The organism is Thermococcus marinus, assembly GCF_055389025.1.
In genome coordinates this window covers 891,700-916,389 of sequence record NZ_AP042417.1, presented here as the reverse complement: position 1 = coordinate 916,389, position 24,690 = coordinate 891,700, and the positions used below count along the sequence as shown (strand labels likewise).

Here is a 24,690-nt window from a genome sequence, read left to right as displayed (position 1 = left end):
AGATGTTCCGTCAGGCTAAATGGGATGAACCCCTCATCTTCGAGCTCTCAAGGCCCGGAAGGGTCGGCTACACCCTCCCCAAACCGATTGAGGATATAGAAGTTGAAATCCCCGAAAAGCTCAGGCGCAGGAGCCCCCTCAACCTCCCGGAGCTGAGCGAGCCCGAGGTCGTGAAGCACTACACCCGCCTGAGCGAGATGAACTACGGCGTCGATTCCGGCATCTATCCGCTCGGCTCGTGCACCATGAAGTACAACCCCAAGATAAACGAGGAGATAGCCTCCCACCCAGGCGTCGCCTACGTGCACCCCTACCAGGACGAGAGGACTGTCCAGGGCGCGCTGAAGATAATGTGGGAGCTGGAGCAGTGGCTCAGGGAGATAACCGGCATGGACCGCTTCACGCTCCAGCCGGCGGCCGGTGCGAACGGTGAGTTCACGGGCGTTTCGATAATCCGCGCCTACCACCTCGACAACGGCGAGCCGCAGAGGGACGAGATGCTCGTTCCGGACTCGGCCCACGGAACGAACCCAGCAAGCGCCGCCATGGCCGGCTTCAAGGTCATCGAGATTCCTTCCAACGAGAACGGCACCGTTGATTTGGAAGCCCTTGAGAACGCCGTGGGCGAGAGGACTGCTGGACTAATGCTCACCAACCCGAACACCCTCGGCATCTTCGAGGACGAGATACTCGAGATTGCGAAGATAGTCCACAAAGCAGGAGGTCTGCTCTACTACGACGGGGCCAACCTCAACGCCGTCCTCGGAAAGATAAGGCCCGGCGACATGGGCTTCGACATCGTCCACCTCAACCTGCACAAGACCTTCTCTACCCCGCACGGGGGCGGCGGTCCTGGAAGCGGGCCCGTTGGCGTTAAGGACTTCCTCAAGGACTACCTCCCGGTTCCGCTCGTGAGCTACGACGAGGAAAACGACCGCTACTACCTCGACTACAACGTGCCGAAGAGCATAGGCAAGGTAAAGGAGCTCTACGGCAACTTCGCGGTTATGGTTAGGGCCCTTACATACCTCAAGATAATGGGCAGGGACGGCCTGAGGGAGGCCAGCGAGGTAGCCGTTCTCAACGCAAACTACCTCACCCTGAAGCTCAAGGGGACGAGGGGTTATGAACTGCCGTATAAGGAGCTGAGGAAGCATGAGGTCGTCTTCAGCGCCGAGCCCATGAAGAGGGAGACCGGCGTTAAGGCCCTGGACGTTGCGAAGAGGCTCCTCGACTTCGGCCTGCACGCACCGACGATATACTTCCCGCTCATAGTGCACGAGGCGCTGATGATTGAGCCGACCGAGACCGTCAGCAGGGAGGAGATAGACGCGTACGTTGAGGCCCTCAAGAGAATAAGCGAGGAGGCCTACACCAACCCAGAGGTTGTCAAGAGCGCCCCGCACAACACCGCAGTTAGGCGCGTGGACGACGTCCTGGCGGCGAAGAAGCCGATAATAACTTGGCGCATGTACAGAGAGCTCAAGGAGAAGGGAGAGGTTGACTACTGACTCTTCCTCTATTTTTCACAGTTTTTGGCGCAAATATATGTTCCCGAGAAAGTCTGGTTTTCTCCCGACACCCTTCTAATGTCGGCTTCTCACTTCAAGGGCAATCGTCTAAAGAGAAAACACAAAATTTGAACCCTTAAAAGGAGCTACGGACTTTGATGAAACTTTTGCTCGGCAAAAGTTTCTTGTGGTGGGCCCGGGGGGCTTTGAACCCCCGACCACGCGGTTATGAGCCGCGCGCTCTGACCAGGCTGAGCTACGGGCCCACTTGATGGCGCCGCCGCCCGGATTCGAACCGGGGACCGCCGGATTAACAGTCCGGCGCTCTACCTGCTAAGCTACGGCGGCTCGACCCAATGTAGGGGATACTGGGTACATTTATAAATTTTGCGGTTGGGAGAGGGAAAAGATTTATAACCCCTAAGGAATTCCCTAAAGCGAGCCTGCCCCGGTAGCCTAGCCTGGCGGGGCGGCGGACTTGTAATCCGCCGGTCGCGGGTTCAAATCCCGCCCGGGGCTCCAAAATTGTCCTTCCCTTCTTAGGAGCTTTCCCTCAAAGGAAAGCCTCATCAAAATGGCATCTTCTATGAAACGGCTCCTGTTATACGTTGCCCTGTCCATAAGTTCAATAACCTGCGGACTAAGCGTGATGTGAATGGGAACACGAGACCTTTTAGGCTTCTTTTTGGTCATTTCAACGCCCTCAACGTCTTCTTTTTGTGTGGCCACATATGGCCACATGTGGCCATGCGAAAAACTTCCGCGCCCCAAGGATATAGATGTTGTGGTCATGAGGCCTCACCAGAGTTCGGCGACTTTGCCTATCTCGAATTTCCACATTTTGGCAAGGCTTTCCATTCTTTCCGAGAAGCGGTCGGAGAGCCTGTACATGCCCCTGTCCTCGTAAATCATGCCGAGGGCGAGAAGCTTCTTCACGACCCTGAAGTAGAGGACTTTATCAGCGCCTTCAATGCCGAGGGCTTCCTGATACTCGTCCTTAAACATGCCTCCGTTCCTTTTGAGATACTCAACGAGACGCTTCGCTATCTCGAGGGTCTTGCCCTCGAAGAGGAGCTCGAGGGTGCTGGCCGGTGGTTGATAGACAGGAACTCGTATTTCTACATAGTCGGGAAACTTTCTCCTGCGGGGCATTATACCACCTCTGTTATTTTGTTAGAGGGAAGCGTATTTTTGAGTTTGGGGAACGGTGCGCGGAGTGGGGAGTATAAGTACAGGTGGTGTATATTTGGGCGGGTTTTTCGGGGTTTGGAGTTGGTCATTCGCGGGAAAGTTTTTGGAAAGACGGATAATATACAGGGGGCGTTAGTATTCGGCATCATATTATCCAGTCCTCCTCGGCAGGGTCAGGAATCTCTTCATCATCGAGCTCGGGAAGGTCAACCCTGCCGTACCTGATAAGGAAGTTGATGATGAACTTAATGACGTGCTCTGGAAAACCAGCTTCCCTAAGCTCGGCCTCAATGAACTCTACGGGCTCAATGTAATAAGCACACCAGCGCTTCCCCTCGTACTCAAAGCAGATGAGGCTTCCCGGATAGCCATCATCACTGACCTCGAACCTAATCACGAGCTCACTCACGGCCATCACGCTCCTACCCATACACTATAACAATCGTGTCCCTCAAGATTTTCCACATCTGACCCAACTCGACGTTGAACAAGAATTCCTCGCCAGTCTTTTCATCTACACCCTTGAATTCAGGCCCCTCGATGTGCTTCACCCTGAGCCTCCGCCGTGTCCCATCTTTAAAGACAAACTCCCAGACGCCCTTCTCAACTTCCTTTCCTTCTACCACCAAGTCAGTAATATCTACAAACGCCACGCCCCGTCACCTCCCCTCTTGGCTAAGCTCTATCCAATACGCTGGAGGCAGCGCATCACTAAGAAGGAAAGAGATGTCAGCATCATCAAAAACGTCGCACTCCCTGCTTTTGACAGCCGCATAAAAGCAAACCTTAGCCCTTCTAACTCTCAGCCCCTCCCTAACAGCCGCCTTGACACGCGCTGCACCCAACAAAATCACCTCCCCCACAAGAGAAACCTGAGCGTTTCCGGCAACTCCTGAGCCGGAACACGGATAACATCATCCAAATCCACGAAAGCATAGTAATCATGCGCGTGCCCCTCACCATACCACCTGAAGTCCGCGTAAGTGTTCCTGACATTCCAGACCAAGAACTCCCTGCCGAGGTTCACAAGATAGTAGAAATCCATGCCCGCCTTCTCCGCAAACCACTTGTGCCCCTCGTACTGCTTCCCATTCACCTTGACCTTCCCGTTCACGATTGCCGAGCGCGGGTTCATGTTTTTGAGTTCAAAACCCGTGAAGCGGAAGCCCCTGACGCCGTTTCTCTTGAGATACTGCACGATGAGGCTGTCGACGTCAGTCACGTACATGTGCACGTCCAGGCCCTTCCGGGCCTTCTGGAGCGCCCTTGAAAAGGCGACCCGGTTCTCCGCGTCCCGCATGAGGCGCTTGAAGTAAGTGAAAGCGTCATCAATGCTGAGGGCATCTTGATAAACGAAAGCAGTCCTCGAGGCCATCACTCCCCACCCCCGAGGAGGACAGCGATCACATCTCGCATGATGTCCTTGTGGTAGGTCTTCTGGAAGGCTTCCACGTGCTTCTTCAGACCCTTAGCCGCCGCCAAGATTTTCCGCCGCTCTTTTCTTTCATTCTCAGAAAAGAGTTCGAGAGCCGTTTGAAAGCTCATGCTTTCACCTCCACTGCCCGGCTTCCAGCCCTGTGCGCTTCTTCCAGCCGGGCGCGCTCGAACTCTTCAAGCACGCTGAGCCTGTCCAGGCGCTCCGCGAATAATGCAGAGATTCCTGCCCGCTTTGCCTCCTTCTTGTCCAAGACCTCAATGCTCACCTCGTCATCAAGAAGCTCGCCGTTTCTCTTCATCAATGCCGCCTTGGCCAAAGCCACCTCCCACGCCATAAGCCTATGAGGAGCCTCCACAAGAAACAATTCCCCATCAATGAGAATGAGGTACTCAGTCATGAGCGACCCCTCCTCTTGCAGAGGTCTTTCACTTCCTCGTCAGGCCAAGCCTCAATCTTGACGTAGAGCTTGCCCTCCCGCGCAGTTTTCCTGAGAATCCTGCAGAGATCGTCAACTTCCGAAGCATCGTAGCAGTCGCCCGCGTACACCCAATAATCTTCATCAGGCAACCGTGTAAAGACAAGAAACTTCATGCCCTCACCTCCCTCGCATCTACTGAACCCTCCTTGAGGATCCTCCCCGCCAGAACTATCTTCTCCTCAGCATCTCTCCAGTTCTCAGCCTCAACTTCTACCTCAAAAGAATCCTCGACCATATCCACGTAGCTCATGCCATACTCCTGTATCGCATCGTCTTCATCCATCCACTCGCCATCAATCCGAACAAACATGAATCTGTACCTCATACCCTCACCTCCCTCCTCTGGATTTTCCTTAGAAGGTCCTCCAGCGCGTCCGCGTAGCCAGTCCAGTACTCCGCGCCGTTCTCCTGCCTTAGAGTCAGAGAGAACGCCGTTTCGCGAGCCTCCGCGATTTCGCGCTCAAGCCACTCGATTATGGTGGGCACTTCCTCGACCTCTCTGGCCTGCTCCAGCGCCGCCCGCTCACGGGCGACGAAAGACCAGAACTCAGCCTCCGCCTGGCTCATTCCTCATCACCCCAATCCTCGTCCTCCAGAAGAGCCTCCACGAACTGCGATTCGGCCTCCACAGCCCCCTCCAGCTCCTCTATCTGTTGGAGGATGTCAACCACAGAATTTAGCAACGCTACCTCGCGGTTTTCGTCGGGTTTTGCAACGTACACGTATCCCTCGAAGTCCCCAAACTTCTCAGCGAACTCCCTCCACGCCTTGCCGAACTCTGCCGCCTGCTCGGGCTCTATCGGGATGCGAAATACCCCAAGCGCATAGATCTCAGACATCGGCCTTCACCCCCGAATTGTCGCCTTTTATGGCTTTGAGGAACTTTCCAGCCAGAACAGCGAGTCCCGCGGTCGTAGGGCCAATTTCCTCTGGCGTGGTAAAATCCCAAACCGAAATATTGCCTTTCTCAAAGCCCACATCAACGGATACTTCAACAGTGTCTGGATAGCACCAGATGCGTATCCTCAGGTCTCCAAGTGTTAGTTTTGCATGGTTGTAGGAAATCTCCTGAACCTCTGGCCTGAACTTCTCCGGGAACTCCTTCAGAACTGCCTCAACAAGCTTCCCAATATCACAAACCTCAGACATCGGCCTTCACCTCCAAAACCGGTGCGTGGGATTCAGCCTCCTTCAAAGCGCGCAAAACAACGCGCCGAAGGTTAGAAACAAAAGCCTCAAGCTTTCCATCACCCTCAGCCCTGGCCTCAAGCTCATCGAGAACCGCCAGGACGGCCCTCCGCCAGTCGGCAGGGTCAATGTCCTGAAGGACCTTCTCCAGCTTCGTTGGAACGCTCTCCTCAAGGAACTCTTTCGCCTCCTTGCCACGCTTCTGGTTGAGCAGGCCCATGTACTGCCTCTCGACAACCTCAAAGAACGTCGCAAGCCAGCGCTCCGCCGCTTTGCCCGTCTTGAGAGGCTTGACCTCGGGAACGGCCTCGCCCTTGTTGATGGCCTTGGCCGCCTTCAGCGTGTCCTCACGGTAGAGTTCATAGTCAATGATGTCCGCGACCTTCGTTTCAGGCCTCTTGAGAATCCAGCCATGGAACTCCTCCGCGATGTCCTTCGGGTAGAACTTGTCCGGGAAGCGGTTGCGGTCGTTCTTCCTGACGACAAAAGCCAGCTTGAGAAGGTCCTTGATTTTCTTTTCATCGCGGAGGCCGAGGACCTCAGCACAGAGGGCCTTCCAGCTCACGCCTTCCCTCGCGTGCTTGGCGAGTTCCTTGAGCTTGAGCGCGTCCTGGTATGAGCGGACCGAACGGCCCTGCTTGAGAGCCTCAATCTGAGCTTCTAAGTTCCTAACTTTCTCTTCCAGCTTTATAATCTTCGAATCTTTTTCCTCAATGATCCTATTCTGGCGTTCAATTATCTTGTCTTTCTGAACAATGATTTTGTTCTTCTGCTCAAGCTCCTTCTCAAGAAGGGCCACCTTCTGTTCAAGCTCTGCTATTCTCCGCCCCATTTCCTTGATGTCCTTGTGGGTGTGGTCCATCACAAATACGAAGTATTCAGTTCTACTCATTAGCCCGCGTTCGGTATCGAATCTCTCTTTGTACGACTTAGGAACACGGAGGAACAAATCAACAAGTTCTTCTGGCCACTTCTTGGGTCTTCCTGGTCCTGCTGTTGGTCTCCGAACGCGGGCCATAATTGTCGCCTCTAGACTGTGGTGTGGTGGGCCTTCCAGAACTCCCACAGCTCCCAAACGAATTCGCCCCAAGGCTTTCGTCCCTTGGCCTGCTCCATTTCTTCGACTTTCTCAGGCGGAAGGAGGAACTCCACACGCCTGACGGCCTTATACTTCCGAGTCCTTGGCATCTTGGCCACCACCTTTGTGGAACTTAAATCCATATATGGAACTTAGTTCCATAAACCATACGGAAGGAATGTTTAAAAGATTTGCGTGGGCATAATTGGGGCAAGATGCATGTAATCCAGCATTTATTTACTACTAAAATTCGTTAAATGAACATGAATGGTCAAATTTTGTATATCATAAATTCAGACCCTGAAAAAGGGCCATTTAGTGAACAGTATCAAGAAAATAAACGTTTTTTCTTTCTTCTTTTCTTGCATGATAATTATATCTATATATAATTAAACGTCCAAAAAAACATATTTGAAATTTGACTCATTATCAGGTACTTCACTCTTGAAGATGTCTAACAGAATGACTTCTACAAGTTCGTCCGGTTCAATATTCAGACTTCTACGAACTTCATTGGGGATGTATGCAGTTCCTTTCCTTCCAACCTTGCTAATTATCTGTTTTTGAGTCTCCACAAATATTGTCTTGTCATTGAAGTCTATCTTAATTTTCCTAACGATTAACTTAATGTAATCTCCTCTTTCAATTTTTAATGTATCTCGAATATACCTCGGTATGACTAATCGCCCGTCTTTATCTACCCTTGCATGAAACTTCGCTAATGGTTCTTTGGTTTCTTTCATAGGGCCACCCCTGCGTGTTGTGAGTGTTGAACCTGCGCAATAGAGAGCATTGAGAGAAGTCTCTTCTCGTCTTTTTCTGAGATGAGTTTATATTCATTTGAGCGTAGAGCTTTCATGATTTTCAACCCCTGGTCTCCTATCACGTCTTCAATCCTGATAAAGCCAATGAGCAGGACTTCGACGAAATCTCCATCTGAGATATTTAACTCACGTCTTAGACCGAGAGGGATAGTCAAAACTCCCCTGACTGTCAGCTGAGCCAAAAACCACCCTCTGCCGATGATTTTATCGTCCTCGTATTTTCTCACGATTAGTTCTACTATGTCGTGCTGGTCGAGGCCGTAGTAGTCGCGTTCGTTCTTTGGTATGGCTATCCTGCCGTTGCGGTAAACCTGAGTATGGAATTTAGCTAATGGTTCGTTGCAGTCGCTCATCTGCCCACCCCATAATTTGTTCTTCCTCTTCACTAATGATGAAATATTTTCCACTCTTCACGACTTGGAAAAGCTGGTATGCTTTATCTCCTACTTTGTTCTTGAGCTTGATGAAGTCAATAAGAAGGACCTCAATCTGGTCTCCTTCTTTTATGTCCAATTCAGCCCTGAGACCATTAGGGATTGTCAATCTCCCATGGATAGTTAGCTGAGCCCAAAACTGCCCCCTGCCAATGATTTTACCACCAACAACTTTTCTAATGACTAGGTTGACAATGTCATGCTTGTCTAATCCAAAATATTCCCTCTCATTCCCGGGAATTGCTATTCTACCGTTCTTATACACCTGCACGTGAAATTTAGCCAATGGCTCGACTACTCTAGCTTCGCTGGTAGTCATTGGACTCCCTCCATTAAGACCGATTCTTTTTCGGGGGTCAATAGTTCGTATTTGCCCTTAATCACACCGCTCAAGAGCTTGGCTTTTTCGCCAAGAAGGTCCTCTGGTTTGAGTATGTCGATGATTAAAACTTCAACATAGTCTCCTTTTTGGATTCCTAATTCGTCCCTCAAGCCTTTTGGGATAGTCATATATCCCTTATCGTAGACTCTGGCCAAGAAATGACCTCTGAGAGTGCCTTCAGTGGTGTGTTTCCTGATTATAACCTCGATAAAATCTCCAAGGTCAATGTGATAGTACTCCCTAATAGTGCTGAGGAGGGTTATTCTACCCTGAATCATGACTTTGGTCGGATACTTCGCGAGAGGCTCAATGGGATTAATCTCTTTGTCGTTCATGAAAACACCCCACTAATGCTCTCAAGCAACTGTTTCTCTTCGTCAGCAGTGATGAGTTTGAACTTTCCATACTTGAACTGTTTGAGGAGTCTGTAATGTTCTTCGGGTATGATTTCGTTTAGTTTAGTATAACCGACGAGTAAGACTTCTATCATGTCCCCTTTTTTGATGTTGAGCTTTTGTATGAGGTCCTTGGGAATGGTTACATTCCCTCCTGAAACTAACATGCCTTCAAAATACGCTCTTGCAACTGGCTTTTTCTCTTCGTCGAGAGTCCGAATGATTAATTTTACAATATCCCCATCGGTAAGCTCCAAAAACTCCCGTTCATTGTTGATTATCCTGATTCTCCCTTTAACGTATACTTTTGCGTGAAACTTCGCCAGCGGTTCAACTACCTTGGTCTTGTTGGAGGTCATTGAAGTCGCCTCCTTGGGATTATCTCTTGCTCTTTTGCCTCATCAACTACCTCAAAACCATTATCCACGAATCTGAGCAGTTGCTGGTACTCTTCTTTTACGATGTCTTCCAGAGAATAACGGGAAATTAATAGTATCTCTAAGATGTCGCCTATTTTGACGCCCAACTCCTCTCTCATCGGTTTTGTAATAGTGAACATACCACGCCCGGTTAATTTGACGAGAGTGTGAACCCTCTTCAATGGACGGAGGGTGGCCGTGTCTATTGTCCTTATTATGAGTTCCACATATGTTCCCTTAGTTAGGTTAAATAGCTCTTTTTCCCCGTCAGGGATGACTACTCTGAACTTAGATATCACGGGGACGTGAAATTTCGCCAGCGGTTCAACTACTCTGGTCTCGCTATCAGACATAGACTCACCTCTTCTCTCGATTTTAGCTAATGGCTGTTGTTTGTTTTCTGTATTCTGTTTAGAATACATAAGGTTTACCGTGAGGTGCTCTACTGATGCGAGTAATTTTTCCGTCCGTAATCTACTTAAGGGAATTTTGGGTTTTAATGGCTGGTGTCGTGATGCTGAGGTCGTTTGAGGTTGAGCTGGAGGCTCTTGGGGAGAATGTTCGCGTTGAATTTTTGAGTGAGAGTTATATTGACTTAATTAAGGCTTTTGATTCTGGTGAGGGTGGGGAGGAGCAGACGGAGTTTGCGAGGGTCAAGGCATGGGATTCTCATGAGCGGTGTCTTTCTACGGTTTTTGTAATTCTGAGCAGAGAAAATTCTCTTATATCGTATTTCACGCTTTCTCCGTTTATTGTTAGTCTGAAGATTCGCGAGGATATGCCTGAAAATAAAAAGGAGCTTGTTGAGGATTTGAGGGCTCGGCTTGTAGAGCTGTTGGGTATGGATATTGAGTATTCTTCTGTGCCTACTATTCTTCTTGGGCAGTTTGGTCTCCAGAAGGAGTACCGGGGTAGAGGTCTTGGCGGGGAGATTCTGGCAAAGATTGTCAAGCCGTATGCTGTTCTTTATGCCGCTCAGATTGGTGGTGTTGGTCTTTCGCTTCATGCGAAGAAGAGGGTTGCGAAGAGGTTTTATCTTAACCCTAAAAAGAACCCTCTTGCGGAGGATTTCCAAGTTGTTTCTAAGGGTGGCACTTATGAGTTGTTTTATCCGTTTGTTGCTGAGGCAATGGCAGTTAGAAGAGCTTTGATTGAGAAGTTAAGGGGTAAATACATCAGATAAGGCCCGCAATAGCCAGGGCTCTCTTAACGGTGTCTTCTATCTCTTTGGGGTCTCGCTCTTTAGCTTTCTCAAATGCATTTACAAAGTTCTGGAGTTCCTCGGGGGTCTCTAACACGAGTTCATAGCCGTTGAACTTGGCCATTTCTCTCACCGTTGTTTCCTTACGGAAGGAATTATATAAAGGTTTCGAGAAAGAGAAGATTAATGGACTGTTTGCAAGTTATATTTAATGCAAGATATGGATTTCTCGATTAGTCTTGACTCTTCGTCAGCATTGGTAAGAATTCTAAAGGGTTTATGAGTTAATTTTGAGAGCAGTGATTTCCCTTTTGGGCTGATTAAATCATCAAATTTGTGGAATCCGACGAGAAGAACCTCAATTATCGAATCCTGAGTTATATCTAAACTTTCACGGACTTCTTGAGGGATTGTGATTAAGCCTTTAGAACTAAGTTTGGCTATGATATATGCAACTCCAGTAATCACAAGCTTTGAGTCTGATTTCAGAACCTTTCTTACAATGACTTCAACCACGTCATCTTTGTCTAATCCTAGGAACTCTCTGTCTTTCTTGGGAATTACAATCTGACCCTTTGCGTTTATACTAGCATGAAACTTCGCTAATGGTTCTTTGGTTTCTTTCATAGGGCCACCCCTGTTGGTTTTTGACTGCTCATTCGATACTGGAAAATATAAGTGAAGTGTTTCATGATTTTGTCTTCTGGAATGAGTTCTCCAGGCTTGATTTCAAGCCATTTCCCTGACGTCTGAACCTTGGAAAGCAGTTGTTTACCTTTTTCGCTGACTAACTCGTCGAACTTGTGATAACCAAGAAGCAAAACCTCTACGATGTCTTTTTCATGAAGCTCAAACTCTTTCTTGAGGTCAGCAGGAAGAAAAATAAGGCCTCTTGTCCCAACTCTTGTGATTAGATAACCTTGCTTAAGGACCTTGATTGTGGCTGTTTCGGGGTCAATCTCGATTTTACGGACAATAACTTCCACATAGTCATTTTTATTGATATTCAGGGCTTCCCTGATAGTTTTGGGAATAGCAACCCTACCCTCCTTGTCCAGACGTGCGTGGAATTTGGCTAATGGTTCTTTGGTTTCTTTCATGGAGTCACCTCGGAACTGTGCTAATTTTACGAATTATCCATACGGTAAGAATGCTTAAAAGGTTTGAGAAAATTTCCCGTGCGGGGGATTTTTACCCGGGCCTGTTGAGAGTCCTGGCGAAGCCTTTTTATAGGCCGGAGTAAAATCTCCAGCGCTCTAAAAAGAGCGGAGGAGGGCCCTGGAATGAGTGAAGATATTCCTTCTATTAAGGAGGTGGGTAAGTCTAGCTTAAAAAAGGTCCCTCAGATTTACCCGGAAGGCGTGGAGTTCTCGAAAAGATGGAGACTGTTTAAGACCGGGTGGGTCGGTGTCATCTTGATAATCATTGGCTTTGTATTTGTTGGTTATGGGCTGGCACTCAGCCCAACGTATTATTGGGCTCCGGTTAACCAGTGGTCGGACTCCTGGACTATCAAGCCAGGGGAAGAGTGGTACCATTCTTGGACTATCGACGAGCCTGCAGGAAAGATGCTTGAGGTCAATATCTCTGTCTCAGGCGGCAACAATGATCTTCAAGTCTACATTGATACACCCAAGGGCAGGATTGATTATGGTAAGCTCAGCTCACCAATTCACATAATGATTAACACGTCTAAATACGGAGCTGGCAAGTATATGATTCATTATAGCAATGGATTTAGCCTAATAACTCCAAAGACTGTATGGGTTAAGGAGACAATATATAAGCTTGAGGAAGACACAAGCGACAAGGACGGTGTTATGGGGGTGGGGATATTCTTCTTCATAGTTCCTGGAGTCATATTGCTCCTTGTAGGGCTTCGCGAGGTGGCAACATTAAAGGTTGATGATGACATTCTTGAAGCAAAGATCCTCTCATGGGGCAAGCTCGAACTGAAGGTAAATGGGTACAAATTGGATCAGAAGCTGGATCACGACGTGAAGTTCAAGGCGGGCAGGGATGAGTCTCGTATTGTAGAGTTGAAACGGGAGAAGCATGGAAGCACCACTTTTTGGAGGTTCTTCGTTGACGGCCAAGAGGTTGGCCGGTTGCCGTGAGGTTTTCGTTCTTTTCATTCTTTAGAAACCTTTAAAAGTTTACAATGCTTACATGTTAATGAGCCCGTGAGAATGATCGGGCGATGAGCCGCATGAGCATGAAGTCCCGTTGGGGACGGAGTTGGCGGCTTCTTCCACTCATTTCCAAACATCGTTAAGGTTCTTCTTGAGTCTTAGATAGTTACACAGATTGTCAGCAAGCTCCATGATTTTCCTGAGCTGTTTGTCAGTTAATTTTCCCTCTATGTGAACCACATGGCCCGGATATTTGAGCCTTTGAAATATGAAAAGGCCCTGGACACTTCAATAAGGGGCAGGACTTGAGAATACCTTCCGGGAAAATCATTAAAGTAACTGGTTTTCTTTTTTCCAAGCTTCTTTGAGTGTTTAACCCATTTGACTATGCCACTGTAAACATTAGCCTTATTTGAATCGGCAATTATTAATACGGAGACATAGGAGATGTTTCTGTCGTCGGATTTGTCCACGAAGATTAACCAGCTCATTCCACCACCAGCCAGCTCGGCCTCTTTTCCTCTGGAATCAGCTCGGCGAGCTCTTTGAGTTCTTCTGGAGTGAGGATGTAAACTTCCTCTGGAAGCTCTGCTTTTGAAGGAACGTAAATAAGCCTCTGCTCGACGTTATAGACTTTGCCCCTCTTTTTCTGCCTCTTGATTTGCTTGCGAACCTGAACTTTAAGCATTGGACCCACCGATATACGGTAGAAGGCTCTCCTTATAAGGTTTTCTACGGTAGAAAAAGAAGAGGTCAAGATTTGGGCCGCAATACCCCTGGAAACATATCTTCATTCTCCTCGATAATCCTTTTCAAGAGCACGACGGCCTCTCTAATGTTCTCCTTGACGTCAGGCTGGAATGAGTGCTCTTCCGCCGCCTTCAGCCTCCGAAGCACGAGGAGCATCAGCGCCGAGTTAGTCCTGTCTGTGACTGAAATATACCGGCGCTTTCCCGGGCTCTTTGGCCTTTTCTTCTTCACTTCCTCCCCGACAACCTCGCCCTCGTTATGCTCCTGCTCAATGACCTCCTGCTGTTGCTCAAGGATTTCTTTGAACAGGTCCTTCGCAACGACGCTCCCCTCTGGTGCAACCTCAGCCTCGCTCATATGTTGAACTCCTCCCAAATGTCTTTTTCGCCCCTGCTCAGGATTATTTCTCCGCCTTCAGCAACCTTAAAGCGCTCCTCTTTCTTCTTCTGGTTCTTGGTCTTCTCGATGAGCTGGTAGCTCTTGACGAACGGGTTAATGTCCAGGGCCGTGTTCACGAGTGAGCCGGTCTTCTTGAGCACGTTGTCAATCAGGGCCTCAAGCGTCTGGCTCTTCTGGTAGATTGCGTAGAAGGCTGCTATTTGCTCCTCGCTCAGCTCCGGAGGCATCGCAAAGTCGCCCCACACAGTGCTCATTATCCTCGAGGTCTCTACAATTATCGTCGTGTCCATGGCCGAGAGTGGGGCGAACTGTGGGAAAGTCCAGAGGAGCTTTTGATGTGGCCCTCTACCAAGAACCCTGGCAAGAGACAAAAACACTTCATCAAGCCAGCTCGGCGCTCTTGGCGTGTATGCAATCACGAGCATGTTGTTGGGAGCTATCGCAACGCCCTGCACGTAGCCGAGGGTAACGATTTCTTTCACCATGCTGTTGCCACTTTTGAATTTGTAGTAGGCCTTCAGAACTTGGTGGTGGGTTCTCACAAACTTTAGAGACTGAACGGCCTGTTTCTGCCTCCAGTCCAGGAGGGTCGGCTTCTCTTCATGCATTAGCTTCTCGTTGACTTTTTCAACTCTTCCGTCAATTAGAGTAATGTTCTGTGTGTCCTCCACGTAGTTCCTCTTCGGAAGGCCTCCTTCCCTCTTCTTTTTCCTCTTCAACCACTCAAACACTTTCAATCACCTCCACCTCACAAGGTTTGTGAAGGGCGGAAATGAATCCGCTCGGTAAAGAACTTGTTGTAAATGAAATATCCGCGTCCGCGATACTTCCTTTTTAGTTCCTCAACTTCAGCGGGTGAGGAAGCAACGATACGCTCAAAGCTAACATCAAAATCTGGAACGACCTTTTTCAGGAGCGCGTAATCGTCAGCCGAAGCGAGGGTTCCGAGGATGGCGATGTGGCTGGCTCCGTATATGAGTTCTGACGGCAGACTGTGAAGGTACTGTGTGGCAGCGAGAAAGTTCACCTGGTTGGAACGGCCCTCTCTGAAGAGCTTAGCCGCCATAGCCTTGCCCCAACGGCTTCTCAGGTAGTTCTGAATCTCATCGCCCGCAATAAAGACAGCCGTCTCCTTCTCCTGCACGTACTCATTCAGGACCCATTCCACGACTTTTTTGAAGATGATATTCTTCGCGTTCTCGGTCAGGTCGGAGTTCTGGCTAAAGTCAATAACGTTGATTTTCGTGTTGTCCAACTGCTCGAAAAGGTCTTTACCGCTCTTCTTTAGCCAGCGAACTTTCTTAAGGCTCTTGGCAACGTTGTAAACGCCCCATAAGCTCGTGGGTGGCTTCTTGTTCTCAACTTCAAGGAACTCAAGCATTTCCTCGTAGATTCTCTTCGCCTCAAAGACCAGCTCATCCGGGTCCCTGGCCTTCTCCTCATCCCATGCCGACTTGATTATCTGCGCGTAAATCGTGTTGGGGTTGATGTTCACGACCTTTGCAACGTCCTCAAAGTCCAATCGTTCATACTTGAGGAAGGTCGCAATGACCTCGGTCTCGGGCCCTGAGTCCAGGGCTATGTTATGAGGGTTCCTCGTAGGATTAAAGACAAATCTACGAATCGGGAAAGCGCGAGGCTTTATTCCGAACAGGCTAAAGAGCGTGTGCTGTTTATCATACTTCAACCAGCCAAGGATGTTCTCCCACCCGAGGGCAAAGTCCCCCATAAGGCCGAGCTGGCCCTCATAGGCAGGGAGCTCGAGCATCTTGATGTAGAGCTTGAGCTCAGTAACCTGGCTCATTCTAGCCCTAAGCCAGCCCTCTCCCCGCTCCCTCAAGAGCTGGTAAAAGGTCCTTTTGACAAGCTGTGCTTTGGCACGGTCGTACTTCCTCTCGAACACTATGATGAGTGGAGGCTCTTGGTTCCTACCCCACCTCGTGTTCAGCCAGATTTCCTGAAGTAGGGCCTTCATCGTCGTGGACTTCTGGAAACCGCTTGGCCCAAGGAAAAGTATGTGATTAGCATCGTCGTCGTTTATCTTTAGCCACCTGTCTAGAGTATGGCGATACTCGTCGCTCTTCACGCCTCGCCCTATGTAAATCTCATTTAGCCTTCCTTTTGTTACAGGCACCCATGAGCTTGAATTACTAGCGACCTGCTCCACTCTAACCCCTCCGTTTTCTTAATGAAAATAAAATAACCCCCTTCACACACATAATATTTTAGCACCAAGCGCCCCGCTCAGTTCTTTGTTTCCTCAAAACTCCCACCTCCTGCTGTGTTATCGCTTATGTCAGCTCCCAAGCTCTCTTTTTCCTATAAAGCCCATATCCGACTAATCCCACTACAACAACGCTTCCAACCAGGCTCTTCCACAGAACCGAGCCCACTAACCGCTCTTTCTTCGCCTTCTCAATGTAGCTCTGCTTTGCTTCTGAACTCTGCTCGTTCATCACCTGCTGGATAATCTGCCTGTATTCCTCGTTCTGCTGCTCAAGGAAGTCCGCCTTTGCTTTGAGCTGGTTGTATTTCGTCGTTAGATTCGCAAGCTCAGCCTTGAGTTCGCGGTTTTCCTTCGTGAGGTTGACGAGCTTTGTCTGGAGCTCTGCAGTGTTGGGCTGGCTTTTCAGCTGTTTTTCGAGCTCTGAAACACGCTGCTTGAGCTTTGTGTTCTCTGTTTTGAGGACACTGTTTTCTTTCTTGAGCTGATCTATTTTCGCGGTTAGGTTTGTAATAATCTTGTTTTTCTTCTCAAGCTCTCCTTGCAGCTCTTTGATTGCAGTCTCATTGACGATTGTGTTGTTCACGACTTTTGTGATGATTATTGGCTCAAAGGTTGCGCTCAGTGGCGTGTTTGAAGCTATCAACACTTCTGCGCTGTTGAGGTATGGAGTCACCTCGATGTAGAGGCTTCCAAGTGTCGCATTGCCTCTGTCAAGATAGTATTCGCCTTCGGGCGTGATTATTTCCAATAGAGGACCTTTGAGGAGTGTTAGCGTTGTGTTTCCAGAGAGGTATAGCGTCTGGTTCGTGATGAGAAGACCATTCCACATGAAGGAGTACTCATGCCCCTCTTTGGTAGGCTCTTCTCGCTTTACTGGCTTTGTCATGATTGTGAAGAACTCTTCACCATCGATTTTGAGGAGTGTGGTGTTGTTCGCGAGCGTCAAGGTGATTGTGAGGTTTTGAACTTGGACACTGGCATTGGGCCTCAGAATTTCGAGAATCTGGCCGTCTCGAATGATTATCACGATTGTAGTATTAGAGAGTGTTTTGGTGATGTTGAGTACGAGGTCATTGACGTAGAGAGTCCCATCCTCTACGGGCCCCTGCCAAGTGTATGCTGAAACTGCGCTTAGTCCTATTATATATATTATGAATATAGGCAAAACCCTTCTCACGTTCTCGCCCCCATATAGGAGATAGGGACAACTCAGCTGAAGCTGACTCTCAGCACGTCGCCCTCGTACATGACAATGTTCTCGCCGTCCCATCCCGGGTTCGAGGGCTCGGTGTGAATGGTGACGACGGTCGAGTTTGTTGCAGGGTCAACGCTGTGAACCGTGATGTAGACTGTATAACCGCACTTTGTCGTGGTTCCCTCAGTGGCCCCTACAGGAATGCCCTGCGGATCTCCGTATTCGATTAGCTTGCCGTCCAAATAGTAGCAGCTCGTGATCGTGAAGCCCGCAAAGCCCTCGCCGACAGTTACAAGCTCCAACTCCATCTGCGTGCAGTCATAAGTCTCGGGGTCGGAGGAATTGGTTGTCGTGGTCGATGACGAAGAGGTTGTGGGTATGGTATATGACTCATCGCCAAACGTGATTATTATCCCGCCGTCTCCTTCTTGAATACAACCTGCCGAGGCCACCACTATGCCGAGGAGAATCAACAAGGCGAGAAGTTTCCTCATGGGCATCACCCCAAAATACCTCTAATCTCAACGGCTCCAGTTCGGCGGTTCACCCACGCGAAACCCGCGAACATGTCATTACTGCCCGCCTTGAGATTTAACTCGAAAACCCAATACTTCTGCCCGTTCTTTTCCTTCTCAGTCAGGCTCTTCTTCTCGGGATAAAGCCGGTAGCCGTATTTAGCGAGTTTTTGGTTGTAGCTGGCTAAATACTGTAGGACGAGATTGTAAGCCTGCTCCGCTGTGATTGGATAGTTCTCAACATAAGCGCCCTGAATTATCGTGAGGTGCCCATCGCTCCAGAGGATAGTTCCATTCTCGACAATGTAGCCCTTTGTGGGATAACCGAGCTGGTAGAGGCGCTCCTTCAGCGGGTCAGTCTGATGGAAGGTCGAGTAGCCGTAGTAAATTAAGAATATCGTAGAGAATATCGCGAACAAGCGCAGTATCACGCGGGAAAATGAAGGAGAGGAGCGGTGGGCGTACATTTCAGCCACCTCAGCTGGAGCTCTGTTCAGGCACTACAACCGGCCAAGTCGCGGAGCTGTTAGCCTGGACGATGTACGGAGCGGTCTCGTTGTAGAGCATCGCGACGTTTCCGCTCAGGTCCTCGACCTTGAAGTAGAACGCGTAGTAGTTGCCCTCGGTGATGTTAGTGAGAGTAATTGGCGTAACAGTCGCATTGACTGGAGTGAAGGCTGTAGTGTTGCCAATAGTGCTGTTAGTGCCGAGGTCAGCGTAATACACGTAGTAGGTAGCTATTGCGTCGTTGTCGGTAGCGTTGAAGTCAATTGAGAAGGTTGCAGTGGCGTTGTTGTAGTCAATGCTGACAGAGCTCAGGGTCGGCTCAGTAGTGTCAACGACGGTTATGGTGTGGACGTCGGTCACGAGCTCTTTTCCATTGTCATAGACGACCTTGACCTTGTAGTAGACGGTATCGCCGAAACTGGCCGGAATCTCGGCGCTATAGGTGCCGTTCTCGGCTGCGGCGTTCAGAACGCTAAAGGTGGCGTTGTTGGGATCGGCGACGTTGAGTGCATAGAGGACCTGGACAGAGCTGATGTTGAAGTGCTCCTCGTTTGAGAGCTTGAAAGACACTATCACGTGCCCGGTCGCCTGGTCAACGCTGGCGGAGAGGTCTGAAACGGCAAGCTGGTAGGTTTCTGTGCTGTTGCTCTGATTGTCAAGGTTCAGGAGCACTCCAGGGCTGGCGTGCCCGTTGTAGGCCCACCAGGCTATCGCCGCAAAGAGTACCACCAACCCGATCGTTATCAACTGCCTTTCCTTCTTTCTCAACTTAACACACCTCCAAATTCCTTTATCTTATCAAGGAGCGCGGAAAGCTTGTCAATCAAGCCTGAAACGTCGAGCTTGTCAAAAAACGAAAGGTTAGAGACGCTGTCCGGCAGGTAACCCGCCTTTGCGAGGTAGTAAATCCCTGCCACTGCGATTAGGCTGAACAGGAGCGTTTTAATGAGACTCTTGAGCAGGAAAAGGCCAATTACTGCGATTATCCCAAGGATTATTAGACTGTTAACGTCCACCCTGCCCACCTCCGCGGAGGGCTAATGCACCGAGTATCGCGGCGACGCTGAAGCTGACGACACCCTGCGTTAGCTGGAGGAGGGTTGCAGTGGGGTCGCTGGTGAGAGCTAGCATGATGATGCTACCGATGATGAGGAATCCTGCCGCGTCTAGAACTCCCCAATGTTCAAGGTCTGCAATTCTGTAAACGCTCAGGCCGACCAGGGTCGAAGGAATGAAGAGGGCCCAAAAGCCCGAAAGGCCGAAGAGCTGACCTACTGTAACCATGCTGTCTTGAAAATGGAAAATGCAAAGGAGGTAGGCAATGAGGGCCACTGCAATCCTGCCGAGCATTGTGAGTCACCTCAGTTGACTATGATACTGACCATCTTTGCGAGGAATGGCAAGCTGAAGGCCGTATCGAGATATTTACCTCCTGTAACCACCGTGGCTGCAATCCAAAGGAATGCTATCAGTTCGTCATCGCCCGTCTCTGGTGCTACAATGTATAGGGCATAGGTTGCCGCGGCGAGGAGGACTCCAGTATTGTAGGCTCCAACGGTCATTGAGATGGTGCCTGTCATGAAGTAGAGCACTGCCACAAACCCTATTCCGGCAATTAGGAGGCTCATGATGACTTTGTTGACTCCATACTTCGAGCCGTAGGCGAAACCAAGGAACTCGTAGTCCATTTTGTCAGAGAGTTTGTCCAGCGCTTCGATTGCGATGATAACGTAGATTGGAGTCATGGCAACTGCTTCAACGTACTGGTTCACTGTGATGTTCTGGCCAGTAGCCCATCTCAGGACAAAGCCGCCTATTAGACCCACCAGCACCAGTTTGATGAGATAATTCACGTTGTTCAACTTCTTCATATCAACCAAGAGCACCACCTCCAAGGAGCACCGCAACGGCCATCTGGAAGAGCGAGATGGCCGGGAGTATTGTCAGGTGCGCACCACCGGTCACTATGGTCTCTGCAATCCAGAGCCAGAGAAGCCATTCTGACGTTCCAGTGTTCGGCAGGAGGACGACAAGAGCCACGAGAGCAGAGGCAACAAGTGTGGCTGGCGTGACTGTAGCAAGGTTCAGCGTAATGGTCCCTGCCAGGAGCCACGTGAACATCAGGAAGAAGACGAACACTGCGCCGAATGCGAAGACGAGCTTCGAAAGCCCGCTCTTGCCCCTGCCGAGCATTTTGTTGTAGAGTTTGCCCGTGTCGAGGCCGTAGTCAAAGAGCAGGGCGAGGATTATGCCGACGAGCGGGATGCTTGCGTAGGCGGCGTTGAATTCTGCTATCGTGACGCTTTTCTCCTGCGCGTACCAGGCTATTAGTGCCATCATGCCCGTTGCCGCGATTCTGAAGCCTAGTTTGTTGAAAAAGAAATTCCCGGCCCGTTCTCCAACTCCGGGCCGGTTCTCATTCTTGTTTGCATTCCCCACGTCACATCACCTCAGAGCAGTTTCTTCCAAATCACGAAAGCGCCCACAAGAACGAAGATAATCAGCAGAAGCACCCACAGCTTGACGCCGAAGACCTCTTTGTTCAGCAGATCCTTTGCAGTGCCTAGAATGTCAATATGGGGTTTGTACTCGTCAGCGAGGTCAACGAGCTCATCGCCCTTCTGCGCATCGAGTTCAGCCTGCTCGTACTCACCATAAAGGGCCTTCTCTGCCGCACTCATGTAGAAGTCGCCGGCCTGTTCGAGCTTCTTTGCAACGTTAAGCCAGTTGAGGTACTCTTGCACCGCATCAGTTTGTGTTATTTTGTTGAGCGCTTCAATCGCATCCTCGTACGCTTGTATTGCCTTTTCAGCGTAGAGTGATGCTTTCTCGTTGTTCTCCGCGTCAGCTTTCTTCTTGAGGCTCTCAGCGGCGGCAATCTTCTCCTGCAGGCCGTTGATGAGGCTGGCTGCTATGCCCTTGATCTGCTCAATTTCCTCTTCGGTTATCTTGTCGTCGTCTGTGAACTGAACGAGCTGCTCCATCTGCTCATCTGCGAGAACCGTCCTCGTGTTCGGGATGACGGAAATCTTCGGGCTCACAACGAGCCAGAGCGGGATGGTGGTGTTATCATCGCGCTTGATAGTGAATGAAGCCAGCCCGTAGACCTTGTAGGTGAGAGTGTTCGGGTCTTCGGTGTAGTGGGCAGTCAGGAGCTTCATCGTCGGTGAATCAGCGCTCATGGTTCCGAGGTCGCCGAAGATGCTGTCTGCGACCGTCCAGCTTAGGTCTTTGTACTCCCTCACAACCACGAAGCGGAAGTCATCCTCGAAGGTCGGATTCAGCGGGTCGAAGTAGCCCGGATTCGGCACAATATAGAACTTGTAGTCAGCAGTTGACCCTACGACATGGAGCGGCGTGGCAGAGGTCAGGATGATGAAGTTCGAGAGGGCTCCGGCGTATTTCTCCTGGTAGATTGCCCACTTTGTAGCCGCCTCAGTGTTGAGGAATTTGACCGGTAGGGAAGCATAAAAGCCGTCTGTGAGCTGCGCTATGTCATGAGCCATTGTGACGTGCTTCCAGGCGCTTGTAGTATATGCAGTGTAGTCTATATCATCGTTCCTGACGAAGACGTAACAGGTGCTTGTGTTGGTATCCCACTTGCCGCCGGCGTTTTCACAGCTGGTCTGATTAGTATAACTCGGGTCGCTCTGCCAGACCTCGCGGTAGGCGTCAACCTTGACGAAAATTTCCCATGTGGAAGTGTTTGCGTTGAAGAGAGTCTCAATGAGATTCCTCGTGACCTGGCCGGTTGAGATTGCGTTCTGGACTGAATAGACATAATCATCGGGCACCTTGAGGATTGTAGTATATACTGCACTCTCCCCATTTAGGCCCTCGCTGCCGGCTCCATAGTCCCATACCCTCCTCCAGAGCGGGACGGTGCTGTTCTCCTTCTGAAGGTATATCTCGACGGAGCGGAGGTGAATGACGTTGAAGGGGATATTGCTCTTCTTCGTGTAGAGTTTCGCCTGGACTGGAAAAGCAGAGAAGCCGTATATTGACTGTGGGCCATAGATTTCAATCCAAAGGTCGCCGGTGGCGCCGTCTTCTTTTGTATCATACTGCACGAGGTCGGAGCGGAGCTTTGCGGTGAGCTCGGCAATCCTCTTGTAAGCCTCCTGGTTCGACTCGTCGAGGAGATTTGTGGTTTCATCAGGATCATCCGTTACAGTTGACTGGTTTGCGTACCTGTCAACACTTAGAGTCCCGCCGCTTGTTTTTTCACTGTCATCTCCTAACAGGATCTCCATCCCTGCGTAAGTTGCTCCTGCAGCCGCCAAACCCATCCCAATACATGCCGCAGAGCCTGCTCCAGCCGTGCCAGCTAGGCAGGCTCCAGTGGCTATGCCTCCGACCACGACTGGTACAACAGTCTTGACTGTGTCTTTTGCTCGCTCCTTAACTCCATTCCACCAGCCCGAGAACGAGAACGCGCTAGCAGGCTGTGCGTAGATGCTGACGAAGAGTATTAGCATGATGAGTGCTCCAGCTACGCGCTTCCGCCTGTTGCATCTCTGATTTTTCTTCTCGTTCTCTTCCTCGTCTTCCTTCTTCCTGCACTTCAGAAAGTTGAAAAGAGAGAGCACAATCTCACCTCCTCCTCAGGATTGCGATAAATAGGCCGAGGCCAACCAAGGCCGCGAGGCCGTAGTAGAGCGTCTTTGAACTTGAAGCCCCACCGAAGAGGCTGAATCCAGAACTATCCGAAATACTGACGGCAACCTTGTCAGAGAAGACCGTCGCGTTGCCCTGCATGACGGCCACATTCAGCTCGTAGGCGTCATAAGTGAGGTCTTCCGGCACGGCGAAGGTGATGCTGACGTCCTTCTCAGTGAGCGGGCCGACACTGATGCTCTGGTTGATTTCAGCCGGCAGGAAGCCGCCGGAGACCTTTATCGTGTAGTACTGGACATCGCTCGACGGGTTCTTGAAGTGGAGCGTGATGACTCCCTCGCCGCCCTCGGAGACGGTAAGGGTCTTGGTAACGAGGGTAATGGCAGGGTTTACTTGGATTGAATAAACTGCCGTCTGGCCGTTCCAGGTGAGTTCGAGCGTGTAGGAGCCCTCAGCTGGAACATTGATCTGGAAGGTGTGCGCCTCATACGGGCTGAATGCGTGGGAGTCACTCCACACCTCGTTGCCTTGGCTGTCCTTGAGGACAGCCGTGATTAGGTAGCTCTGACCGCTCGATTCTGAAATCCTCAGCTCGTTCTGGCCGACCTGCCACTCAGAGGGCATCTGCACGCTGAACGGGAGCGGCTCGACCTTATACGTCACCTGCTTTGTCGTCGTGTAGGTCTTGCTCATGATTGCATCGTTGCTCGTGAGGGTGATTGTGAAGCCGTGAGTGCCAACGGAGCCAACCTTGAACTTGATAGTGACCTGAACAGGCGAGGAAATGTCGCCGAGGTAGTACTTCCCGGACTCCGGAGACACGACGGAGCCGTCCTTGCGGACTTCTATGATGTCGGAGAGGCCAGAAAGGCTTAGATAAGTGTTGTAGGTCGCGCTGGTCTGGATTGGGCTCAGTGTGAACGTGAGCTCGTAAATCGTGTTCTCGGGAATAGTGATGTCGCTCGGGAAGTTCTCGAGCTTGAAAGCCGCGCTGGAGGGGTACATTTCAACGCTGACAGTCATGTCGCTCTGGACGTCAATAGTCTTCGTGACGCTCCAGTAGCCGGTTTTCTCAAAAGTTAATTCGTGAGTGCCCTTCGCCAGCTCCAGCGAGCCGCCGTCGTCAATCGTGCCGAGCGTAGTATCGCCCTCTTTGACCGTTACGCCCGAAAGAGGCTGGCCGGTGAGGGCGTCTTTCAGGTTAAACGTGACCGGATAAGCCTCCGGGACAATATCATAAACGTATAAGTCGTGAGCATCCCCATTAAAGTCCTGATAAAGGAACAGAGCGACCTTAACGCTTTTCACCTCGTCCGCCGACGCTATCACCCCTTTTGATATTAAGTCCTCCACAGGGTTAATTGAAAACTCAATAACCGAGCCTGTGGGGTCTGGTAAGTCATTGAACCAGTAAACGCCGCCAAACCAGCTATCAAAAGCCGTTGTGGAGAAACCATCAGCCGCCGAGCCCACCCAATAGTGAATAACTACATACGTGGTGTTTGAAGTCGTTTCAACGACAGCACCGACACCATAACCGCCGTCGTTTGGTCTCTCAGAATATCCCTTTATCTTGTATGTAAAGTTTCCCTGCAACGACAGCGGACTGTCGTAAACAAGCAAAACATGCCTACTACTTATTTCTTGCGTATGAATTCTGAAAGCGTTTAACGTTGAATTCCAAGCACCTGTTATTGTGCCAGTATCTCCCCCCGAATATTGATTTGTAGATTTAAGATACATTACCCAACCATTAGCCGCCCCTGTTGCTGTGTAGTCGCTAGATGAAACCGTGAAATCAATGCTAAA

At 50.1% G+C, this 24,690-nt stretch carries 41 protein-coding genes and 3 tRNA genes; 4 read left to right on the top strand and 40 right to left on the bottom strand.

What is annotated here, in order from left to right; translation table 11 throughout:
• Positions 1–2: 2 nt before the first annotated feature.
• On the top strand, positions 3–1,511 hold the full coding sequence (gene gcvPB / locus ACZ5ER_RS05065; protein WP_050002862.1) for an aminomethyl-transferring glycine dehydrogenase subunit GcvPB: 1,509 nt from the start codon (positions 3–5) through the stop codon (positions 1,509–1,511).
• Positions 1,512–1,699: 188 nt separating this feature from the next.
• On the opposite strand, the gene ACZ5ER_RS05060 is transcribed toward gcvPB, so the two are convergent.
• Positions 1,700–1,777: transfer RNA gene (locus ACZ5ER_RS05060), tRNA-Ile, on the bottom strand.
• Between the two features lie 6 nt (positions 1,778–1,783).
• Positions 1,784–1,859, bottom strand: a tRNA-Asn gene (locus ACZ5ER_RS05055).
• A gap of 97 nt (positions 1,860–1,956) precedes the next feature.
• Here ACZ5ER_RS05055 and ACZ5ER_RS05050 point away from each other — a divergent pair.
• Positions 1,957–2,033 (top strand) — tRNA-Thr (locus tag ACZ5ER_RS05050).
• Between the two features lie 276 nt (positions 2,034–2,309).
• Here the strand turns inward: ACZ5ER_RS05050 and ACZ5ER_RS05045 are convergent.
• The 20 genes from ACZ5ER_RS05045 to ACZ5ER_RS04950 all read right to left on the bottom strand — a co-directional run bounded on the left by ACZ5ER_RS05045 (position 2,310) and on the right by ACZ5ER_RS04950 (position 9,691).
• Complete coding sequence (locus tag ACZ5ER_RS05045; RefSeq protein WP_464934959.1) at positions 2,310–2,663, bottom strand: hypothetical protein; 354 nt, start codon at positions 2,661–2,663, stop codon at positions 2,310–2,312.
• Between the two features lie 184 nt (positions 2,664–2,847).
• Positions 2,848–3,120 carry a hypothetical protein gene (locus ACZ5ER_RS05040; protein ID WP_464934958.1) on the bottom strand — a complete coding sequence of 91 codons (273 nt, stop codon included), beginning with the start codon at positions 3,118–3,120 and terminating at the stop codon, positions 2,848–2,850.
• Between the two features lie 4 nt (positions 3,121–3,124).
• Positions 3,125–3,355: a hypothetical protein gene (locus ACZ5ER_RS05035; RefSeq protein WP_464934957.1), complete on the bottom strand. Its 231-nt coding sequence runs from the start codon at positions 3,353–3,355 to the stop codon at positions 3,125–3,127.
• Between the two features lie 6 nt (positions 3,356–3,361).
• Entirely contained in the window at positions 3,362–3,547 is a 186-nt protein-coding gene (locus tag ACZ5ER_RS05030) for a hypothetical protein (RefSeq protein WP_464934956.1), read from the bottom strand.
• A gap of 5 nt (positions 3,548–3,552) precedes the next feature.
• The gene (locus ACZ5ER_RS05025; protein WP_464934955.1) at positions 3,553–4,077 is read right to left on the bottom strand and encodes a hypothetical protein; all 525 of its coding nucleotides are present in this window, start codon (positions 4,075–4,077) and stop codon (positions 3,553–3,555) included.
• Entirely contained in the window at positions 4,077–4,247 is a 171-nt protein-coding gene (locus ACZ5ER_RS05020) for a hypothetical protein (RefSeq protein ID WP_464934954.1), read from the bottom strand. Before ACZ5ER_RS05020 ends, ACZ5ER_RS05025 begins: the two co-directional genes overlap by 1 nt.
• On the bottom strand, positions 4,244–4,537 hold the full coding sequence (locus ACZ5ER_RS05015) for a hypothetical protein (protein WP_464934953.1): 294 nt from the start codon (positions 4,535–4,537) through the stop codon (positions 4,244–4,246). Before ACZ5ER_RS05015 ends, ACZ5ER_RS05020 begins: the two co-directional genes overlap by 4 nt.
• Positions 4,534–4,731, bottom strand: coding sequence for a hypothetical protein (locus tag ACZ5ER_RS05010; RefSeq protein ID WP_464934952.1), 198 nt, complete (start codon positions 4,729–4,731; stop codon positions 4,534–4,536). Before ACZ5ER_RS05010 ends, ACZ5ER_RS05015 begins: the two co-directional genes overlap by 4 nt.
• Positions 4,728–4,943, bottom strand: a complete 216-nt coding sequence (locus ACZ5ER_RS05005) for a hypothetical protein (RefSeq protein ID WP_464934951.1) — start codon at positions 4,941–4,943, stop codon at positions 4,728–4,730. The genes ACZ5ER_RS05010 and ACZ5ER_RS05005 overlap by 4 nt, the downstream gene beginning before the upstream one ends.
• The gene (locus tag ACZ5ER_RS05000; protein ID WP_464934950.1) at positions 4,940–5,185 is read right to left on the bottom strand and encodes a hypothetical protein; all 246 of its coding nucleotides are present in this window, start codon (positions 5,183–5,185) and stop codon (positions 4,940–4,942) included. Before ACZ5ER_RS05000 ends, ACZ5ER_RS05005 begins: the two co-directional genes overlap by 4 nt.
• Entirely contained in the window at positions 5,182–5,457 is a 276-nt protein-coding gene (locus ACZ5ER_RS04995) for a hypothetical protein (RefSeq protein ID WP_464934949.1), read from the bottom strand. The genes ACZ5ER_RS05000 and ACZ5ER_RS04995 overlap by 4 nt, the downstream gene beginning before the upstream one ends.
• Positions 5,450–5,767: a hypothetical protein gene (locus ACZ5ER_RS04990; RefSeq protein ID WP_464934948.1), complete on the bottom strand. Its 318-nt coding sequence runs from the start codon at positions 5,765–5,767 to the stop codon at positions 5,450–5,452. The genes ACZ5ER_RS04995 and ACZ5ER_RS04990 overlap by 8 nt, the downstream gene beginning before the upstream one ends.
• Positions 5,760–6,698 (bottom strand): hypothetical protein, encoded by a 939-nt coding sequence (locus ACZ5ER_RS04985; RefSeq protein ID WP_464934947.1) that lies wholly within the window; start codon positions 6,696–6,698, stop codon positions 5,760–5,762. Before ACZ5ER_RS04985 ends, ACZ5ER_RS04990 begins: the two co-directional genes overlap by 8 nt.
• A gap of 137 nt (positions 6,699–6,835) precedes the next feature.
• Complete coding sequence (locus ACZ5ER_RS04980; protein ID WP_464934946.1) at positions 6,836–7,003, bottom strand: hypothetical protein; 168 nt, start codon at positions 7,001–7,003, stop codon at positions 6,836–6,838.
• A 270-nt stretch (positions 7,004–7,273) separates the two neighbouring features.
• A complete protein-coding gene (locus tag ACZ5ER_RS04975) occupies positions 7,274–7,627 on the bottom strand; it encodes an AbrB/MazE/SpoVT family DNA-binding domain-containing protein (protein ID WP_464934945.1) in 354 nt (117 codons plus the stop codon).
• Complete coding sequence (locus tag ACZ5ER_RS04970) at positions 7,624–8,061, bottom strand: AbrB family transcriptional regulator (RefSeq protein ID WP_464934944.1); 438 nt, start codon at positions 8,059–8,061, stop codon at positions 7,624–7,626. Before ACZ5ER_RS04970 ends, ACZ5ER_RS04975 begins: the two co-directional genes overlap by 4 nt.
• Positions 8,033–8,461: an AbrB family transcriptional regulator gene (locus ACZ5ER_RS04965; protein ID WP_464934943.1), complete on the bottom strand. Its 429-nt coding sequence runs from the start codon at positions 8,459–8,461 to the stop codon at positions 8,033–8,035. Before ACZ5ER_RS04965 ends, ACZ5ER_RS04970 begins: the two co-directional genes overlap by 29 nt.
• Positions 8,458–8,859, bottom strand: coding sequence for an AbrB/MazE/SpoVT family DNA-binding domain-containing protein (locus tag ACZ5ER_RS04960; protein ID WP_464934942.1), 402 nt, complete (start codon positions 8,857–8,859; stop codon positions 8,458–8,460). The genes ACZ5ER_RS04965 and ACZ5ER_RS04960 overlap by 4 nt, the downstream gene beginning before the upstream one ends.
• Complete coding sequence (locus tag ACZ5ER_RS04955; RefSeq protein WP_464934941.1) at positions 8,856–9,278, bottom strand: AbrB/MazE/SpoVT family DNA-binding domain-containing protein; 423 nt, start codon at positions 9,276–9,278, stop codon at positions 8,856–8,858. The genes ACZ5ER_RS04960 and ACZ5ER_RS04955 overlap by 4 nt, the downstream gene beginning before the upstream one ends.
• On the bottom strand, positions 9,275–9,691 hold the full coding sequence (locus ACZ5ER_RS04950) for a hypothetical protein (RefSeq protein ID WP_464934940.1): 417 nt from the start codon (positions 9,689–9,691) through the stop codon (positions 9,275–9,277). Before ACZ5ER_RS04950 ends, ACZ5ER_RS04955 begins: the two co-directional genes overlap by 4 nt.
• Before the next feature lie 161 nt (positions 9,692–9,852).
• On the opposite strand from ACZ5ER_RS04950, the gene ACZ5ER_RS04945 reads away from it, so the two are divergent.
• Entirely contained in the window at positions 9,853–10,521 is a 669-nt protein-coding gene (locus ACZ5ER_RS04945) for a hypothetical protein (RefSeq protein WP_464934939.1), read from the top strand.
• On the opposite strand, the gene ACZ5ER_RS04940 is transcribed toward ACZ5ER_RS04945, so the two are convergent.
• The 3 genes from ACZ5ER_RS04940 to ACZ5ER_RS04930 are packed head-to-tail and all read right to left on the bottom strand — an operon-like array spanning position 10,514 to position 11,639.
• Complete coding sequence (locus ACZ5ER_RS04940; RefSeq protein ID WP_464934938.1) at positions 10,514–10,672, bottom strand: hypothetical protein; 159 nt, start codon at positions 10,670–10,672, stop codon at positions 10,514–10,516. The genes ACZ5ER_RS04945 and ACZ5ER_RS04940 overlap by 8 nt on opposite strands.
• Positions 10,673–10,722: 50 nt before the next feature.
• A complete protein-coding gene (locus ACZ5ER_RS04935; RefSeq protein ID WP_464934937.1) occupies positions 10,723–11,166 on the bottom strand; it encodes an AbrB/MazE/SpoVT family DNA-binding domain-containing protein in 444 nt (147 codons plus the stop codon).
• Positions 11,163–11,639, bottom strand: coding sequence for an AbrB/MazE/SpoVT family DNA-binding domain-containing protein (locus ACZ5ER_RS04930; RefSeq protein ID WP_464934935.1), 477 nt, complete (start codon positions 11,637–11,639; stop codon positions 11,163–11,165). Before ACZ5ER_RS04930 ends, ACZ5ER_RS04935 begins: the two co-directional genes overlap by 4 nt.
• Positions 11,640–11,822: 183 nt before the next feature.
• On the opposite strand from ACZ5ER_RS04930, the gene ACZ5ER_RS04925 reads away from it, so the two are divergent.
• On the top strand, positions 11,823–12,656 hold the full coding sequence (locus tag ACZ5ER_RS04925) for a hypothetical protein (protein ID WP_464934934.1): 834 nt from the start codon (positions 11,823–11,825) through the stop codon (positions 12,654–12,656).
• Positions 12,657–12,898: 242 nt separating this feature from the next.
• Here the strand turns inward: ACZ5ER_RS04925 and ACZ5ER_RS04920 are convergent, their stop codons facing one another.
• The 15 genes from ACZ5ER_RS04920 to ACZ5ER_RS04850 all read right to left on the bottom strand — a co-directional run bounded on the left by ACZ5ER_RS04920 (position 12,899) and on the right by ACZ5ER_RS04850 (position 24,477).
• Positions 12,899–13,162 carry a hypothetical protein gene (locus ACZ5ER_RS04920; RefSeq protein ID WP_464934933.1) on the bottom strand — a complete coding sequence of 88 codons (264 nt, stop codon included), beginning with the start codon at positions 13,160–13,162 and terminating at the stop codon, positions 12,899–12,901.
• Positions 13,159–13,359, bottom strand: a complete 201-nt coding sequence (locus ACZ5ER_RS04915; protein ID WP_464935104.1) for a t26-17p — start codon at positions 13,357–13,359, stop codon at positions 13,159–13,161. Before ACZ5ER_RS04915 ends, ACZ5ER_RS04920 begins: the two co-directional genes overlap by 4 nt.
• 65 nt (positions 13,360–13,424) lie before the next feature.
• On the bottom strand, positions 13,425–13,778 hold the full coding sequence (locus tag ACZ5ER_RS04910) for a hypothetical protein (RefSeq protein WP_464934932.1): 354 nt from the start codon (positions 13,776–13,778) through the stop codon (positions 13,425–13,427).
• Positions 13,775–14,557 carry a hypothetical protein gene (locus ACZ5ER_RS04905; protein ID WP_464934931.1) on the bottom strand — a complete coding sequence of 261 codons (783 nt, stop codon included), beginning with the start codon at positions 14,555–14,557 and terminating at the stop codon, positions 13,775–13,777. Before ACZ5ER_RS04905 ends, ACZ5ER_RS04910 begins: the two co-directional genes overlap by 4 nt.
• Positions 14,558–14,568: 11 nt before the next feature.
• Complete coding sequence (locus ACZ5ER_RS04900) at positions 14,569–15,987, bottom strand: helicase HerA domain-containing protein (protein ID WP_464934930.1); 1,419 nt, start codon at positions 15,985–15,987, stop codon at positions 14,569–14,571.
• Positions 15,988–16,111: 124 nt separating this feature from the next.
• The gene (locus tag ACZ5ER_RS04895) at positions 16,112–17,224 is read right to left on the bottom strand and encodes a hypothetical protein (RefSeq protein ID WP_464934929.1); all 1,113 of its coding nucleotides are present in this window, start codon (positions 17,222–17,224) and stop codon (positions 16,112–16,114) included.
• 32 nt (positions 17,225–17,256) lie between these two features.
• Positions 17,257–17,742: a hypothetical protein gene (locus tag ACZ5ER_RS04890; RefSeq protein ID WP_464934928.1), complete on the bottom strand. Its 486-nt coding sequence runs from the start codon at positions 17,740–17,742 to the stop codon at positions 17,257–17,259.
• Complete coding sequence (locus ACZ5ER_RS04885; protein WP_464934927.1) at positions 17,742–18,224, bottom strand: hypothetical protein; 483 nt, start codon at positions 18,222–18,224, stop codon at positions 17,742–17,744. The genes ACZ5ER_RS04890 and ACZ5ER_RS04885 overlap by 1 nt, the downstream gene beginning before the upstream one ends.
• A gap of 10 nt (positions 18,225–18,234) precedes the next feature.
• On the bottom strand, positions 18,235–19,032 hold the full coding sequence (locus ACZ5ER_RS04880; RefSeq protein ID WP_464934926.1) for a hypothetical protein: 798 nt from the start codon (positions 19,030–19,032) through the stop codon (positions 18,235–18,237).
• On the bottom strand, positions 19,029–19,280 hold the full coding sequence (locus ACZ5ER_RS04875; protein WP_464934925.1) for a hypothetical protein: 252 nt from the start codon (positions 19,278–19,280) through the stop codon (positions 19,029–19,031). The genes ACZ5ER_RS04880 and ACZ5ER_RS04875 overlap by 4 nt, the downstream gene beginning before the upstream one ends.
• Positions 19,270–19,548 carry a hypothetical protein gene (locus tag ACZ5ER_RS04870; RefSeq protein WP_464934924.1) on the bottom strand — a complete coding sequence of 93 codons (279 nt, stop codon included), beginning with the start codon at positions 19,546–19,548 and terminating at the stop codon, positions 19,270–19,272. The genes ACZ5ER_RS04875 and ACZ5ER_RS04870 overlap by 11 nt, the downstream gene beginning before the upstream one ends.
• A 77-nt stretch (positions 19,549–19,625) precedes the next feature.
• Entirely contained in the window at positions 19,626–20,135 is a 510-nt protein-coding gene (locus ACZ5ER_RS04865) for a hypothetical protein (RefSeq protein WP_464935103.1), read from the bottom strand.
• A 1-nt stretch (position 20,136) separates the two neighbouring features.
• Positions 20,137–20,703, bottom strand: coding sequence for a hypothetical protein (locus ACZ5ER_RS04860; protein WP_464934923.1), 567 nt, complete (start codon positions 20,701–20,703; stop codon positions 20,137–20,139).
• Positions 20,704–20,714: 11 nt separating this feature from the next.
• Entirely contained in the window at positions 20,715–22,853 is a 2,139-nt protein-coding gene (locus tag ACZ5ER_RS04855) for a hypothetical protein (protein WP_464934922.1), read from the bottom strand.
• A 4-nt stretch (positions 22,854–22,857) separates the two neighbouring features.
• The gene (locus tag ACZ5ER_RS04850) at positions 22,858–24,477 is read right to left on the bottom strand and encodes a hypothetical protein (protein WP_464934921.1); all 1,620 of its coding nucleotides are present in this window, start codon (positions 24,475–24,477) and stop codon (positions 22,858–22,860) included.
• Positions 24,478–24,690 lie beyond the last annotated feature (213 nt).

Excerpts from the sequence above, each read along its gene's own strand:
- ACZ5ER_RS05025 (WP_464934955.1), bottom strand. The coding sequence starts at position 4,077 with ATGGCCTCGAGGACTGCTTTCGTTTATCAAGATGCCCTCAGCATTGAT.
- ACZ5ER_RS05005 (WP_464934951.1), bottom strand. The coding sequence starts at position 4,943 with ATGAGGTACAGATTCATGTTTGTTCGGATTGATGGCGAGTGGATGGAT.
- ACZ5ER_RS04960 (WP_464934942.1), bottom strand. The coding sequence starts at position 8,859 with ATGAACGACAAAGAGATTAATCCCATTGAGCCTCTCGCGAAGTATCCG.
- ACZ5ER_RS04970 (WP_464934944.1), bottom strand. The coding sequence starts at position 8,061 with ATGAGCGACTGCAACGAACCATTAGCTAAATTCCATACTCAGGTTTAC.
- ACZ5ER_RS04910 (WP_464934932.1), bottom strand. The coding sequence starts at position 13,778 with ATGAGCGAGGCTGAGGTTGCACCAGAGGGGAGCGTCGTTGCGAAGGAC.
- ACZ5ER_RS04870 (WP_464934924.1), bottom strand. The coding sequence starts at position 19,548 with ATGGTTACAGTAGGTCAGCTCTTCGGCCTTTCGGGCTTTTGGGCCCTC.
- ACZ5ER_RS04990 (WP_464934948.1), bottom strand. The coding sequence starts at position 5,767 with ATGTCTGAGGTTTGTGATATTGGGAAGCTTGTTGAGGCAGTTCTGAAG.
- ACZ5ER_RS04930 (WP_464934935.1), bottom strand. The coding sequence starts at position 11,639 with ATGAAAGAAACCAAAGAACCATTAGCCAAATTCCACGCACGTCTGGAC.
- ACZ5ER_RS04935 (WP_464934937.1), bottom strand. The coding sequence starts at position 11,166 with ATGAAAGAAACCAAAGAACCATTAGCGAAGTTTCATGCTAGTATAAAC.
- ACZ5ER_RS05015 (WP_464934953.1), bottom strand. The coding sequence starts at position 4,537 with ATGACTGAGTACCTCATTCTCATTGATGGGGAATTGTTTCTTGTGGAG.
- ACZ5ER_RS04955 (WP_464934941.1), bottom strand. The coding sequence starts at position 9,278 with ATGACCTCCAACAAGACCAAGGTAGTTGAACCGCTGGCGAAGTTTCAC.
- ACZ5ER_RS04915 (WP_464935104.1), bottom strand. The coding sequence starts at position 13,359 with ATGCTTAAAGTTCAGGTTCGCAAGCAAATCAAGAGGCAGAAAAAGAGG.
- ACZ5ER_RS05010 (WP_464934952.1), bottom strand. The coding sequence starts at position 4,731 with ATGAAGTTTCTTGTCTTTACACGGTTGCCTGATGAAGATTATTGGGTG.
- ACZ5ER_RS05020 (WP_464934954.1), bottom strand. The coding sequence starts at position 4,247 with ATGAGCTTTCAAACGGCTCTCGAACTCTTTTCTGAGAATGAAAGAAAA.
- ACZ5ER_RS04950 (WP_464934940.1), bottom strand. The coding sequence starts at position 9,691 with ATGTCTGATAGCGAGACCAGAGTAGTTGAACCGCTGGCGAAATTTCAC.
- ACZ5ER_RS05045 (WP_464934959.1), bottom strand. The coding sequence starts at position 2,663 with ATGCCCCGCAGGAGAAAGTTTCCCGACTATGTAGAAATACGAGTTCCT.
- ACZ5ER_RS04890 (WP_464934928.1), bottom strand. The coding sequence starts at position 17,742 with ATGCCCATGAGGAAACTTCTCGCCTTGTTGATTCTCCTCGGCATAGTG.
- gcvPB (WP_050002862.1), top strand. The coding sequence starts at position 3 with ATGTTCCGTCAGGCTAAATGGGATGAACCCCTCATCTTCGAGCTCTCA.
- ACZ5ER_RS04995 (WP_464934949.1), bottom strand. The coding sequence starts at position 5,457 with ATGTCTGAGATCTATGCGCTTGGGGTATTTCGCATCCCGATAGAGCCC.
- ACZ5ER_RS04885 (WP_464934927.1), bottom strand. The coding sequence starts at position 18,224 with ATGTACGCCCACCGCTCCTCTCCTTCATTTTCCCGCGTGATACTGCGC.
- ACZ5ER_RS04865 (WP_464935103.1), bottom strand. The coding sequence starts at position 20,135 with ATGAAGAAGTTGAACAACGTGAATTATCTCATCAAACTGGTGCTGGTG.
- ACZ5ER_RS04925 (WP_464934934.1), top strand. The coding sequence starts at position 11,823 with ATGAGTGAAGATATTCCTTCTATTAAGGAGGTGGGTAAGTCTAGCTTA.
- ACZ5ER_RS04920 (WP_464934933.1), bottom strand. The coding sequence starts at position 13,162 with ATGAGCTGGTTAATCTTCGTGGACAAATCCGACGACAGAAACATCTCC.
- ACZ5ER_RS04975 (WP_464934945.1), bottom strand. The coding sequence starts at position 7,627 with ATGAAAGAAACCAAAGAACCATTAGCGAAGTTTCATGCAAGGGTAGAT.
- ACZ5ER_RS04985 (WP_464934947.1), bottom strand. The coding sequence starts at position 6,698 with ATGAGTAGAACTGAATACTTCGTATTTGTGATGGACCACACCCACAAG.
- ACZ5ER_RS04945 (WP_464934939.1), top strand. The coding sequence starts at position 9,853 with ATGCTGAGGTCGTTTGAGGTTGAGCTGGAGGCTCTTGGGGAGAATGTT.
- ACZ5ER_RS04965 (WP_464934943.1), bottom strand. The coding sequence starts at position 8,461 with ATGACTACCAGCGAAGCTAGAGTAGTCGAGCCATTGGCTAAATTTCAC.
- ACZ5ER_RS05000 (WP_464934950.1), bottom strand. The coding sequence starts at position 5,185 with ATGAGCCAGGCGGAGGCTGAGTTCTGGTCTTTCGTCGCCCGTGAGCGG.